This window comes from Streptomyces sp. TLI_185, from assembly GCF_003814765.1.
In the GTDB taxonomy this organism is placed as follows: Bacteria; Actinomycetota; Actinomycetes; order Streptomycetales; family Streptomycetaceae; genus Streptomyces.
Genome location: NZ_RKRB01000001.1, coordinates 9,053,509 through 9,066,592 on the forward strand (window position 1 = coordinate 9,053,509; position 13,084 = coordinate 9,066,592).

The 13,084-nt window shown below is 71.1% G+C and carries 11 protein-coding genes and 1 pseudogene; 7 read left to right on the top strand and 5 right to left on the bottom strand.

All coding sequences use genetic code 11. The features are described from left to right. Positions 1–22 precede the first annotated feature (22 nt). Both EDD92_RS41525 and EDD92_RS41530 read left to right on the top strand, forming a co-directional pair. Positions 23–313 (top strand): DUF5713 family protein, encoded by a 291-nt coding sequence (locus EDD92_RS41525; protein ID WP_221268189.1) that lies wholly within the window; start codon positions 23–25, stop codon positions 311–313. 66 nt (positions 314–379) lie between these two features. Next, positions 380–1,486: a DNA glycosylase AlkZ-like family protein gene (locus tag EDD92_RS41530; protein WP_123969055.1), complete on the top strand. Its 1,107-nt coding sequence runs from the start codon at positions 380–382 to the stop codon at positions 1,484–1,486. A 19-nt stretch (positions 1,487–1,505) separates the two neighbouring features. Here EDD92_RS41530 and EDD92_RS41535 read toward each other — a convergent pair whose 3' ends face one another. Both EDD92_RS41535 and EDD92_RS41540 read right to left on the bottom strand, forming a co-directional pair. Beyond that, positions 1,506–1,808: a hypothetical protein gene (locus EDD92_RS41535; RefSeq protein ID WP_123969056.1), complete on the bottom strand. Its 303-nt coding sequence runs from the start codon at positions 1,806–1,808 to the stop codon at positions 1,506–1,508. A gap of 156 nt (positions 1,809–1,964) precedes the next feature. Further along, the gene (locus tag EDD92_RS41540) at positions 1,965–4,184 is read right to left on the bottom strand and encodes an NADP-dependent isocitrate dehydrogenase (RefSeq protein ID WP_123969057.1); all 2,220 of its coding nucleotides are present in this window, start codon (positions 4,182–4,184) and stop codon (positions 1,965–1,967) included. 182 nt (positions 4,185–4,366) lie between these two features. On the opposite strand from EDD92_RS41540, the gene EDD92_RS41545 reads away from it, so the two are divergent. Both EDD92_RS41545 and EDD92_RS41550 read left to right on the top strand, forming a co-directional pair. After that, positions 4,367–4,642 carry a hypothetical protein gene (locus tag EDD92_RS41545; protein ID WP_123969058.1) on the top strand — a complete coding sequence of 92 codons (276 nt, stop codon included), beginning with the start codon at positions 4,367–4,369 and terminating at the stop codon, positions 4,640–4,642. Between the two features lie 176 nt (positions 4,643–4,818). Further along, positions 4,819–6,378, top strand: a complete 1,560-nt coding sequence (locus EDD92_RS41550; RefSeq protein WP_123969059.1) for a M1 family metallopeptidase — start codon at positions 4,819–4,821, stop codon at positions 6,376–6,378. Between the two features lie 21 nt (positions 6,379–6,399). On the opposite strand, the gene EDD92_RS41555 is transcribed toward EDD92_RS41550, so the two are convergent. Then, positions 6,400–7,506, bottom strand: a complete 1,107-nt coding sequence (locus EDD92_RS41555) for a mechanosensitive ion channel family protein (protein WP_123969060.1) — start codon at positions 7,504–7,506, stop codon at positions 6,400–6,402. 188 nt (positions 7,507–7,694) lie between these two features. Here EDD92_RS41555 and EDD92_RS41560 point away from each other — a divergent pair. Beyond that, positions 7,695–8,155: pseudogene (locus tag EDD92_RS41560) on the top strand (FGGY family carbohydrate kinase); the annotation flags it as partial. 147 nt (positions 8,156–8,302) lie between these two features. Here the strand turns inward: EDD92_RS41560 and EDD92_RS41565 are convergent. Continuing rightward, positions 8,303–9,067, bottom strand: a complete 765-nt coding sequence (locus EDD92_RS41565; protein WP_123969061.1) for a crotonase/enoyl-CoA hydratase family protein — start codon at positions 9,065–9,067, stop codon at positions 8,303–8,305. A 197-nt stretch (positions 9,068–9,264) separates the two neighbouring features. On the opposite strand from EDD92_RS41565, the gene EDD92_RS41570 reads away from it, so the two are divergent. Next, the gene (locus tag EDD92_RS41570) at positions 9,265–9,978 is read left to right on the top strand and encodes an SDR family oxidoreductase (protein WP_123969062.1); all 714 of its coding nucleotides are present in this window, start codon (positions 9,265–9,267) and stop codon (positions 9,976–9,978) included. 15 nt (positions 9,979–9,993) lie between these two features. Here the strand turns inward: EDD92_RS41570 and EDD92_RS41575 are convergent, their stop codons facing one another. Beyond that, entirely contained in the window at positions 9,994–10,983 is a 990-nt protein-coding gene (locus EDD92_RS41575) for a flippase-like domain-containing protein (protein ID WP_260327146.1), read from the bottom strand. 165 nt (positions 10,984–11,148) lie between these two features. Here EDD92_RS41575 and EDD92_RS41580 point away from each other — a divergent pair, with 165 nt between their 5' ends. Beyond that, positions 11,149–13,044, top strand: a complete 1,896-nt coding sequence (locus EDD92_RS41580; protein ID WP_123970780.1) for an ABC transporter ATP-binding protein — start codon at positions 11,149–11,151, stop codon at positions 13,042–13,044. Positions 13,045–13,084: the final 40 nt, after the last annotated feature.

Sequence of the window (13,084 nt, forward strand, 5' to 3'; positions counted from 1 at the left end):
CCACAGCCTGCCAGCACCCGCCATGAGGCGCCGAGTGATATCCGTACGCCCCCCAAGGGCTTACAAGGCGATCCTGCCGGCCCTGTGCGAGCGCATCGAGGGCGAGCGGCCCGCCGACCTCGCGGCGCTCCATGCCCTGACGCAGGCGGCCGCGGAGGAGTTCGACGCCGTGGAGGCCGAGTTCGACGCGGCGGGCAGTGAGATCGAGACCGTGGCGCGGGAGGAGATCGGCGGCGACTTCTGGTTCATCGCCGAGGCCTACGGCTTCGAGGACGCGGACGCGGAGAAGCTGATCGCCACCCGGGAGTGGTGAGCCGTCGGCGACGTCACTCCGCAGGAGCGGCGGGCCGTTGTCAGTGCCGTCGCCTAGCGTCGGATCATGACCGTCCATGAGCTCTCGCGCACCGACGCCCGCCGCATCGCCGTACGCGCCCAACTCCTGGACGCCGTACGGCCGGCCGGGCTGCTCGACGTGGTGCGCGGGCTGACCCTGCTGCAGATCGACCCGACCGCCGCCGTCGCGCCCAACGCCGACCTGGTGGCGTGGAGCCGGCTCGGATCGCCGTACGCGCCAGAACAGTTGAGCGCTGAACGGGAGAAACGCACGCTGCTGGAGCTGCAGGCGATGATCCGGCCCGCCGAGGATCTCGCCCTGTATCGCGCCGAGATGGCCGAGTGGCCGGAGCGGGGCACGCCCTCGTCGTGGCGCGAGCATCACCGGTCGTGGGTGGCGGCCAACGACGCCTGTCGCCGGAACATCCTCGACCGGCTCTGCGCCGAAGGGCCACTGCCCTCCCGCGCCCTCCCGGACACCTGCGCCACACCGTGGAAGTCGAGCGGCTGGACCAACCACCGCAATGTCACCAAGCTGCTGGAACTGATGGTGCAGCGCGGTGAGGTCGCTGTCGCCGGGCGCAGCGGCGGTGACCGGCTGTGGGACCTGGCCGGGCGGGTCTACCCCGATCTCCCGCCGATCCCGGTGGAGGAGGCGCTGCGCATCCGCGACGAGCGGCGGTTGCGCGCCCTCGGCATCGCCCGCGCCCGCGGCCCGGAGTGCCAGGTGGAGCCGGCGGACGTGGGCGAGGCAGGTGAGCCCGCGGTCGTGGACGGTGTGCGGGGCAAGTGGCGGGTGGATCCTGCCCAGTTGGGCCTGCCCTTCGAGGGGCGGGCGGCGCTGCTGTCACCCTTCGACCGCCTCGTCCACGACCGCAGACGCACCGCCGAGCTGTTCGAGTACGAATACCAGCTGGAGATGTACAAGCCCGCCGCCAAGCGCCGCTGGGGCTACTTCGCACTGCCGGTTCTGTACGGGGACCGGCTGGTCGGGAAACTCGACGCCACCGCTGACCGCAGGGCCGGAGCGCTGCGGGTCGGCGCCGTCCATGAGGACATCCCGTTCACCCCGGCCATGGCGGCGGAGATCGGCCGGGAGATCGAGGACCTGGCCCGCTGGCTCGGGCTGGAGCTCGTACGGCCCGGCCGGTGACGGCTCGACCGGCCTGTCGTCAGCTGCCGCCGCCGCTGACTCCCGACGCCACGAAACGCCGGTGCAGGGGTGAGAACGTGGACTCCGGCTCACCGGCGATGCCGGCTTCCTTGACGGCGGGTGCCAGCCGTCCGGCGAAGAACCGCTCGAAGTCGGACTGGGCGTTCCACACGTCGGTGACGTGCAGGGCGTCCCCGTCGAACCAGGCCACGTGCAGGACGGCGCCGTCCGGTTGGTCCTGCTCCCAGTCGACCAGTTGCCGCACGGTGTCGTACTGCTGGGGCGAAACCCCGGGCCAGGTCAAGGACAACACAACAGCCATATGACTTGCCTCCTCTGTTCGGTTCCCCCTGCTCAGTAGACCGAGCCGGGGCACCGGTCACCTGCCGTGGTACGCCGTTCGTGACACGGCTCCGCCCCAGCCGGGCAGTGTGCCGACCGGGGCGGAGTCAGGAACGGGCCGTCGAGGCCTGGCGCGTCAGCTCAGAGACGCCAGCGCCTCGTTCCAGGTGGCCGACGGGCGCATGACCGCGGCGGCCTTGGCCGGGTCGGGCTGGTAGTAGCCGCCGATGTCGGCCGGCTTGCCCTGGACGGCGAGCAGCTCGTCGATGATCTTCTGCTCGTTCGCGGTGAGCGTCTCGGCGAGCGGGGCGAAGACCTTCGCCAGGTCCGCGTCCTCGGTCTGCGCGGCCAGCTCCTGCGCCCAGTACAGGGACAGGTAGAAGTGGCTGCCGCGGTTGTCGATGCCGCCGACGCGACGGGTCGGGGACTTGTCCTCGTTGAGGAAGGTCGCCGTGGCGCGGTCGAGGGTGTCGGCCAGAACCTTGGCGCGGGCGTTGCCGGTGACCGTGGCGTACTGCTCCAGGGACGGCACCAGCGCGAAGAACTCGCCCAGCGAGTCCCAGCGCAGGTAGTTCTCCTTGACCAGCTGCTGGACGTGCTTCGGCGCGGAACCGCCGGCGCCCGTCTCGAACAGGCCGCCGCCCGCCATCAGCGGGACCACCGACAGCATCTTGGCGCTGGTGCCCAGCTCCAGGATCGGGAAGAGGTCGGTCAGGTAGTCACGCAGCACGTTGCCCGTCACCGAGATGGTGTTCTCGCCGCGGCGGATGCGCTCGATCGACAGCTTGGTCGCCTCGACCGGGGCGAGGATCCGGATGTCCAGGCCCTCGGTGTCGTGCTCCGGCAGGTACTGCTTGACCTTCTCGATGATCACGGCGTCGTGGCCGCGGGTCTCGTCCAGCCAGAACACCGCGGGGTCGCCGGTGGCGCGGGCGCGGGTGACGGCCAGCTTCACCCAGTCGCGGATCGGCGCGTCCTTGGTCTGGCAGGCGCGGAAGATGTCGCCAACAGCGACCGGCTGCTCCAGGACGACGTTGCCGGCCTGGTCGACCAGACGGACCGTGCCGGCCGTCTTGATCTCGAAGGTCTTGTCGTGCGAGCCGTACTCCTCGGCCTTCTGAGCCATCAGGCCGACGTTTGGCACCGAGCCCATGGTGGCGGGGTCGTAGGCGCCGTTGGCGCGGCAGTCGTCGATGACGGCCTGGTAGACGCCGGAGTAGGAGGAGTCCGGCAGGACCGCGAGGGTGTCGGCCTCCTGGCCGTCCGGGCCCCACATGTGCCCGGAGGTGCGGATCATGGCCGGCATCGAGGCGTCGACGATCACGTCGGACGGCACGTGCAGGTTGGTGATGCCCTTGTCGGAGTCGACCATCGCCAGGGCCGGGCCCTCGGCGAGCTCGGCGTCGAAGGAGGCCTTGATCTCGGCGCCCTCCGGCAGGCCCTCCAGGCCCTTGTAGATGCCGCCCAGGCCGTCGTTCGGGGACAGGCCGGCCGCGGCGAGGGTCTCGCCGTACTTCGCGAAGGTCTTCGGGAAGAAGGCGCGCACCACATGACCGAAGACGATCGGGTCGGAGACCTTCATCATCGTGGCCTTGAGGTGCACGGAGAACAGCACGCCCTCGGCCTTGGCGCGGGCGACCTGCGCGGCGAGGAACTCGTTGAGCGCGGCGGCGCGCATCACGGAGGCGTCGACGACCTCGCCCGCGAGGACGGGTACGGACTCGCGCAGCACCGTGGTGGTGCCGTCCTCGCCGAGCAGCTCGATCCGCAGCGCGCCGGCCTCGGAGATCACCGTGGACTTCTCGGTGGAGCGGAAGTCGTTCTCGCCCATGGTCGCGACGTTGGTCTTGGACTCCGGGGTCCAGGCGCCCATGCGGTGCGGGTGGGTCTTGGCGTAGTTCTTGACCGAGGCGGGGGCGCGGCGGTCGGAGTTGCCCTCACGCAGCACCGGGTTCACGGCGGAGCCCTTGACCTTGTCGTAGCGGGCCTGGACGTCCCGCTCCTCGTCGGTCTTGGGGTCGTCCGGGTAGTTCGGCAGCGCGTAGCCCTGGCCCTGCAGCTCGGCGATCGCGGCCTTGAGCTGCGGGATCGACGCCGAGATGTTCGGCAGCTTGATGATGTTGGCCTCGGGCGTCTTGGCCAGCTCGCCCAGCTCGTGGAGGGCGTCCGGAATCCGCTGGTCCTCGGTCAGGTACTCCGGGAACAGGGCGATGATGCGCCCGGCCAGCGAGATGTCACGGGTCTCCACAGCGACACCCGCCTGCGAGGCGTACGCCTGGACCACCGGCAGGAAGGAATACGTCGCCAGGGCCGGGGCCTCGTCAGTGTGCGTATAGAAGATGGTCGAGTCAGTCACCGGGTGCTCCGCTCCACGTCTGCAACATTGCTCGACATCAAGATATCTCGTGATCGGGTGAGGCTCGACAGGGGTGGGCAGTGACGTCGGTTGCCCCGGCCGGGGCAACCGAGGGATATCGGCCTGTGGTGACGAAAGGTGCGCGATTCTGAAGCCCCACAACTCGGACGAAGGAGACGATCATGATCGCGAGGGTGGCGGTGTGGGAACCGATGCCGACAGATGACCGGGACTGGGTCCTTCAGGCCGCGGCGGCCGTTCCCGGTGTCCACGGCGCGTATCACCTGATCGACCCCGCTACCGGGAACGGACTCGCCATCGCGTTCTTCGAGGACGAGGCCGCCGCTGTGGCGGCGCGGGAGGCCATCGAGCGGCGCGCCGAGGAAATCGGCTGGAACGACACGCCGCATCCCGCGCCGGCCTCCCAGACGTTCTACGACGTCGTGCGCCACGCCTGACACTCACATCTGCCCGGCCGCCGGAAGAACTCCCCGCACGTTTCCCGCACTTGCGGACCCCGAACCTGTGGCCGGGCTGCAACCAAACGTCGGATCTTGTGGTCCTGCATGTAGATCGTGCATCTGATCGTCGACGGCCGGAGCTGACCACCCGGCCGCCCGAGCGAAAGCTGACCATGAGATATCGCAGCAGAGTGACGGCCCCCGCGGCCGCCCTGATCGGCACGGCCGCGGCACTGACCGTAGGGGGTACGGCGTCCGCCGCGCCGAACGGCAGGCGTACGCCGAAGGACGGCGGCACCCCGGGCCCCGAGACCCTCGGCGACTCCGTCTTCCCGAGCCTCGGCAACGACGGCTACCGCGTCCGGGCCTACCACCTCGACCTCTCCTACGACCCGACGACCAAGCTCGTCGACGCCACCGCCCTCCTGAAGATCAGCGCCACCCAGGCGCTCACCCGCTTCTCGCTGGACGCCCTCGGCCTGGACATACGCTCCGTCCGCGTCGGCGGCCGCAGTGCCGCCTTCGAGCAGGCGGACGAGAAGCTGCGGATCACGCCCGCCCGCCCGCTGCCCGCCGGGGCCCGGACGACGGTGTGCATCGAGTACGGCGCGGACCCGAGCCGCACCCTCGCGCACACCGCGTGGGTCGTCACCCCGGACGGCTTCGCGATCTGCCCGCAGCCGAACTCGGCGCACACCGTCTTCCCCTGCAACGACCACCCCTCGGACAAGGCGGACTTCACCTTCCGCGTCACCGTCCCCGGCGGCCTGCGCGGCGTCGCGAACGGGCTGCTCGTCGGCACCGAGACCCTCGCCGACGGCCGCACGGCGTACTCGTACCGCTCCCGCGAGCCGATGGCCACCGAACTGGTGCAGATCACGGTCGGCGACTACGTCGTCAAGGACCGGCAGGGCCCGCACGGGCTGCCGCTGCGGGACGTCGTACCGACGGCCCGGGCCGCCGCCCTGGAACCGGCGCTCGCGCTCACCCCCGGGCTGGTCGACTGGCTGGAGCAGCGGCTCGGCGCGTTCCCCTTCGAGACGTACGGACTGCTGCCTTGCAACTCCGACAACCCGAACGCCTTCGACTTCACCGGCCTGGAGACCCAGACCCTCACCCTGTACAAGCCGAACTTCCTGCTCCAGGAGGAGAAGAAGATCGGCTCGCACATGATGCACGAGCTGGTCCACTCCTGGTTCGGCAATCTCGTCAGCCCCGCCAACTGGGCCGACCTGTGGCTGAACGAGGGTCACGCCGACTACTACGGACTGCTGTACCGCTACGAGCGCGGCTGGACCGACTCGCTCGGCTACAGCACGTTCGAGGACCGTATGAAGTACACCTACGGCCTCGGCGACCAGTGGCGCCACGACTCGGGGCCGGTCGCGGCCCCGAACGCGGTGAACCTCTTCGACAGCCAGCGCTACACGGGCGGCGTCCTGGTTCTGTACGCGCTGCGCCAGGTCGTCGGCGAGGACGTCTTCCACGCCATCGAGCGGTGCTTCCTGGAGCGGCATCGCAACTCCGCGGCGACGACGGACGACTACATCGCGGTCGCCTCGGAGGTCTTTGGGCAGGACCTGTCCGGGTTCCTCAAGGACTGGCTCTACGGTACGAAGACGCCGCGGATGCCCGGTCACCCGGACTGGACGGTCAAGCCGGTGAACTCGGCGCTCGCCTCCCCGCACAGCCGCCGGGGCGGGCACTGGCACGAGAACTCGGCGACGCTCTGACCTCGCCGAGCCCTCAGGCTCTCAGTCGAGGCGGGCGGAGGACACCTCGCCCGCCTCGACGATCGCCTCCTGCGAGCCGCGCTGCTGCGGGATGCTGACCGACCCCTGCTGCAGCGCCACCGTCCGCGCGGGCGCCGGGATGCGGATGCCCTCCTCGCGGTAGCGCTTGTGCAGTGCCTTGATGAACTCGTGCTTGATCCGGAACTGGTCGCTGAACTCGCCCACGCCCAGGATGACGGTGAAGCCGATCCGGGAGTCGCCGAAGGTGTGGAAGCGGATCGCCGGCTCGTGGTCCGGGACCGCGCCGGCAACCCCGGTCATCACCTCGGCGATGACCTCCATGGTCACCCGCTCGACCTGCTCCAGGTCACTGTCGTAGGCGACACCGACCTGGACCAGGATCGTCAACCGCTGCTCGGGACGCATGAAGTTGGTCATGTTCGCCTTCGCCAGCTCCCCGTTGGGGATGACGACCAGGTTGTTGGAGAGCGCGCGCACGGTCGTCTGACGCCAGTTGATGTCCTCGACGTAGCCCTCTTCGCCGCTGCTCAGCCGGATGTAGTCGCCGGGCTGCACGGTCTTCGAGGCCAGGATGTGGATGCCGGCGAAGAGGTTGGCGAGGGTGTCCTGCAGCGCCAGCGCGACGGCCAGACCGCCCACGCCCAGGGCGGTGAGCAGCGGCGCGATCGAGATGCCCAGCGTCTGCAGCACCACCAGGAAACCGATCGCCAGGACCAGCACCCGGGTGATGTTCACGAAGATCGTGGCCGACCCGGCGACCCCGGAGCGGGACGTGGTGACCGCCCGTACCAGACCGGCGATCACCCGGGCCGCCGTCACCGTGACGACGAAGATGAGCACCACCGTCAGCACCTGGTTGACGTGGTTCTGGACCGTCCGGGTCAGCGGCAGCACCGCTCCCGCGGAGGCCGCGCCGCCCACGATCGCCGCCCACGGCACCACCGTGCGCAGCGCGTCGACGATGACGTCGTCGCCGCTCCAGCGGGTGCGGTCGGCGTGCTTGCCCAGCCAGCGCAGCAGCATGCGCAGCAGGAACGCGGCCAACAGGCCCGCCGCCAGCGCGACTGAGGCGATGACCAAGTCGTCCACGGTGAGCGCTCGGTTCACCGGTTACCTCCAAGTTCGGGATGTGCAGCCGCTCATCCTGCCCTATTCCGCACAGGAGTTCGCACCTGGTGGCCGCCCGGACGGTGCGGTTTCGGACGATGCCCTGGGCCTGGGGACGGCGTACGCCGTGCGCCAGTCCGATCGGCGTTGCTTGACGCCCGGCGAGGGCTTCGAGGGGGAGAGGTGCGATGACGGGTGCAGTCCTTGCAGTCGACCAGAGCCCGTCCGGCACCACGGCACTGGTCGGCTGCCCCGAGTGCGGCGTCATCGGCACCGGGTTCGCCGAGGTGCACCCCCGCCATCTGCCCGGCAGCCTGGTGGAGGTCGACCTGGAGGAGCCGTACCGCTCGGCGCTCCACGCGGCCGCCGGGCCCTGTCCGAGGCCCGCGAACCCGTCGTCGCACTGGGCCTCGCCAACCAGGGCGAGACCGTCCTCGCCTGGCACCCTGCCACCGGCCGCCCGCTGACCGACGCCCTGCCTCTGCCGGACCGCCGAGCCGTGACCGTCCGCACCGAACTCACCCCGCACGCCGACGAGTCACGGCAGCTGACCGGACTGCCCCTCGACCCGTACTTCGCCGCGCCCACGATGGCCTGGATCCGACGCCACCTCACCCGCGAGGGCGTCGTCGCGCTGCCGGCGCGCTGGACGACCGCGTCGACTCCGAGGGGCGGGCCGGTGAGGGTGAGCGTCCGCTGCGCGGGCCCTGCGCACACCCCCTGCCGAAATGACGTGCACGTCCAAGAAGACCTGCGCGTCTGGATGAGCCTGCCATGGATCGACCCGCACGGCGTCTCACACGTCCGTGAAGGACCCGCCCCGCCCGGCCCCGGCCGCGAACCGTGCCGCCCCCTCCAGGCCCTCCGTCAACACGCCCATCCCGTACCGGAGTTCGCCGCGCATGGCCGCCGACTCGTCCAGCCCGTCCTGCTCCAGTACCGACGCCCGGTCGCCCCGCAGACACGCCTGCGGGAAGCGGGCGATCTCGGCGGCCAGTGTCTCCGCCTCGGTGCGTGCCGTGCCGGTGGGGACGAGCCGGTTGGCGAGGCCCATCTCGTATGCCTCCCGTGCCGGTACCGCCCGTCCGGTGAGGATCATGTCCAGTGCGCGGCTCTGCCCGATCAGCCGGGGCAGCCGTACCGTGCCGCCGTCGATCAGCGGGACGCCCCAGCGGCGGCAGAACACGCCGAAGACGGCGTCCTCCTCGGCGACCCGCAGATCACACCAGAGCGCCAGCTCGAGGCCGCCGGCCACGGCATGCCCCGCGACCGCGGCGATCACCGGCTTGGACAGCCGAAGCCGCGTCGGCCCCATCGGGCCGTCCCCGTCCTCCGCGACCCGGTTGCCGTGCTCGGTGCCGATCGCCTTGAGGTCGGCGCCCGCGCAGAACGTGCCGCCCTCGCCCCACAGCACCGCCACCCGCGCCTCGTCGTCCGCCTCGAACTCCCGGAAGGCGGCAACGAGTTCGGCGGCAGTCGGACCGTCCACGGCGTTGCGGGCCTCGGGACGGGAGAGGACGACGGTGGTGACGTGTCCCTGGCGTTCGGTACGGACCGGCATGGTGCAACCCCTTTCTCCGACAGTGCCGGTGCGGGCGGCGACCGGCGGGGCGATCGTGCAACGGCTGTGCGAGGCTGGAACACCGTACAGAGGGAGTGTTCCTGATGGCAGCTGCTGCGTCTTCCCGGGGGGCAACCCCCGGACCTCCGGCAGACAAGCAGGTCGGCCGGGAGGACCGGCGCGGGCATCGCGAGGCAATGAGTGAACATGCGGGTGCGCCGCCGGTCGCCGTCGTGACCGGCGGCAATCGCGGTATCGGGTACGAGGTCGTACGGCAGCTCGCCGCCCGCGGCCACCACGTGGTGCTCGGCTCCCGCGACCTCGCCAAGGGGCGCGCCGCCGCCGCGCGTGTCGACCCGGGCGGCGAGCGGGTGAGTGCGGTGCAGCTCGACGTCTCCGACGCGGCGAGCGTGGCCGCCATGGCCGACTGGGTGGGCGGGAACCTGCGGCGTGTGGACGTGGTCGTCAACAATGCGGCGATCCTGTACGACACCTGGGCGCAGGCACGGTCGGCCGATCTCGGCGAGGTCCAACGGGCCCTGGACACCAATCTGTTCGGTGCCTGGCGGGTCACCCAGGCGCTGCTCCCGCTGCTGCAGCGCAGTCCGCACCCGCGGGTGGTCATGGTGAGCAGCGAGGGCGGTTCGCTGCAGTCGATGAGCGGCGGAACCCCTGCCTACAGCGTCTCCAAGGCCGCGCTCAACGCCCTGACCTGCCTGCTGGCCGGTGAGTTGCGCCGGCATCGCGTTCTTGTCAACGCGATCTGTCCCGGCTGGGTCGCCACCGACATGGGCGGCGGTGGCGGACGTCCCGTCGCCGAAGGAGCCGCCGGGATCGTGTGGGCGGCCACGCTGCCCGACAACGGGCCGACCGGCGGCTTCTTCCGGGACGGCAAGCCGGTGCCCTGGTGACACCGGGGAGGCGGCTCAGATGACCTTCAGCCGTACCAGCGCACCCAGCGTCAGTGCGCCCGGCAGCAGCGGCAGCCACACCGTGATGATCCGGTAGGCGAGCACCACCGCCGTCGCCACGGCCACCGGACCGCCCGCCGCCACCAACGCCACGACCAGCGCCGCCTCCACCGAGCCGAGCCCGCCCGGCGTCGGCACCAGCGCGACGGCGACCGTCGCCGCCAGATATGCGACCGCCATGTGCACGGGCGGTACCGGCAGCCCCAGCGACAGGCCGACCAGGACCAGCCCGGCCGCCTGCAGCGCGGGGAAGGCGAGCGAACCGCCCCACAGCGCGAGCGCACGGGACGGGCGGGTGTGCACCGAGCGCAGCTCGCACAGCGCCGTGCGCAGGAAGGACACGACGGCCGTGCGCAGCCGTCGTACGAGAACCAGGACGGCCGCGGCCACGACCACGGCCCCGGCGACGGCGAGCAGCAGCGGGCCCACCGCACCCTCGGGCAGCAGCGTGCCGAGGTGCAGCGCGCCCGGGAAGGCGAGCAGCAGCCCGGCCAGCAGGCTCAGCCGGGCCACCGTCTCCGCCAGGAGATACAGGGCGAGCGCGGCCGAGGAGCGGGCGAGCGGAATCCCGCACACGGTCATGAACCGCAGGTTGACCGCGCCCGCGCCGAGGCCGGTCGGCAGCAGGTGGTTGGCCGAGCCCGCCGCGAACTGGGTGGCGAGCAGCCGCCGCTTGGGCAGCCGGTCGACGACCGCGCCCTGCCGGGTGAAGGCGGCCGCCACCCAGGTCAGACAGGTGGCGCCGGCCGCCGCCAGCAGCCAGGGCCACTCGGCGGCCCGCAGATGGCCGAAGCCCTCGACGAGGACCGAGCGGTGCTGCACGGCCACGACGGACACGAGCAGCAGCGGCAGCAGGCACAGGATCTGCCGGAGCACGCGGGCCGGGACGCGTCGGGGGAATCGTCCTGGGGGCAGTGGCCCTTGGGGAAGGTGTACCGCAGTCACATCCGGAGAGGGTTTCCAGGCCGTGCCAACGGCGGGTTGCGGAAGCGGGGACAGCGGCTGAAGCGGGGACAGCGGCTTGCGTACGGTCATCGGGTCCTTCGCGGGGGACGTCAGGAAAACATTGACCTCAATGTTGCTTGAGGTCCTACGGTCTCTCTCATGAGCATGGAGACCACAGCCTGGATGCAGTTGCACAGTGTCATGAACGCCGAGCAGGAACGGCGCCCTCTGGCGCGCGCCACGCTGCGCCGTATCGCCGCCTTCGCCCGCCCGCACCGCGCCCGTATGGCGCAGTTCGTGGTGCTCGGGGTGGTGACCGCGCTGCTCGCCGTCGCGACCCCCGTACTGGCCGGGCGTGTCGTGAACGCGATCGTGTCGGGCGGCGACGAGGCCAAGGTCGTACGCCTGGCCCTGCTCATCGCGCTCATCGCGGTCGCGGAGGCGGCCCTCGGCATCCTCGGCAGGAGACTTTCGGCGACGCTCGGGGAGGGACTCATTCTCGATCTGCGCACGGCTGTGTTCGATCATGTGCAGCGGATGCCGGTCGCGTTCTTCACACGCACACGTACGGGAGCGCTGGTCTCCCGTCTCAACAACGACGTGATCGGCGCCCAGCGTGCGTTCAGCAACACGCTGTCCGGAGTGGTCAGCAACCTGGTCACCCTCCTGCTCACCCTCGCCGTCATGCTGACGCTGTCCTGGCAGATCACCCTGCTCGCGCTGGTCCTGCTGCCGGTGTTCGTGATCCCCGCCCGGCGCATGGGCAGCCGCATGGCCCGTATGCAGCGGGAGGCGGCGACGCTCAACGCGGCGATGGGCACCCGCATGACCGAGCGGTTCTCCGCTCCGGGAGCCACGCTCGTCAAGCTCTTCGGGCGGCCGGAGGAGGAGTCGGTGGAGTTCGCGGCCCGCGCCCGCCGGGTCGCGGAGATCGGCGTGCGCACCGCGACGGCCCAGTCGGTGTTCATCACCGCCCTGACGCTGGTCTCCTCCCTGGCCCTCGCCCTGGTCTACGGCCTCGGCGGCTGGTTCGCGCTGCGCGGCAGCCTGGAGCCGGGCGCGGTCGTGTCGCTGGCGCTGCTGCTGACCCGTATGTATGCGCCGCTGACCGCGCTCGCCGGGGCGCGCGTCGAGGTGATGAGCGCCCTCGTCAGCTTCGAGCGGGTCTTCGAGGTGCTCGACCTCAAGCCCCTCATCGAGGAGAAACCGGACGCGCACGCCGTGCCCGACGGCCCGGTCTCCGTCGAGTTCGACGACGTCCGTTTCGCCTACCCGTCCGCCGACAAGGTCTCCCTGGCCTCCCTGGAGGAGGTGGCGAGTCTGGACACCAGGGGCGGCGCCGAGGTCCTGCACGGCATCTCCTTCCGCGCCGAACCGGGCCAGACCGTGGCACTCGTCGGCTCGTCGGGTGCGGGCAAGTCGACGATCGCCGGACTGCTTCCGCGCCTGTACGACGTCGACGGGGGCGCCGTACGCGTCGGCGGCAGCGACGTCCGCGACCTGACCGCACGGTCCCTGCGCGCCACCCTCGGCATGGTCACCCAGGACGGCCACCTCTTCCACGACACGGTCCGCGCCAACCTGCTGCTGGCCGCCCCCACGGCCACCGAGGACGAACTGTGGGACGCCCTGCGCCGCTCCCGCCTCGACGATCTCGTACGGTCCCTGCCCGACGGTCTCGACACGGTCGTCGGCGAGCGCGGTTACCGTCTCTCCGGCGGCGAACGCCAGCGCATGACCATCGCCCGGCTGCTGCTGGCCCGTCAGCGCGTGGTCATCCTCGACGAGGCCACCGCCCACCTCGACAACACCTCGGAGGCGGCCGTCCAGGAGGCTCTGGCGGAGGCGCTGGAGGGCCGCACCGCGGTCGTGATCGCCCACCGGCTGTCCACGGTGCGGGCGGCGGACGTGATCCTGGTGATCGAGGGCGGGCTGATCGTGGAGCGGGGGACGCACGAGGAGTTGTTGCTCGCCGGAGGGCGGTACGCGGAGCTGTACCGGACGCAGTTCGAGGAGCGCGACCGGGAGGGCGGCGCGCCGGACGTCGAGGCGGTGGCATAGGGCCCATGCGCAACCATTTGGGTGCGCACCGAACCGGGAT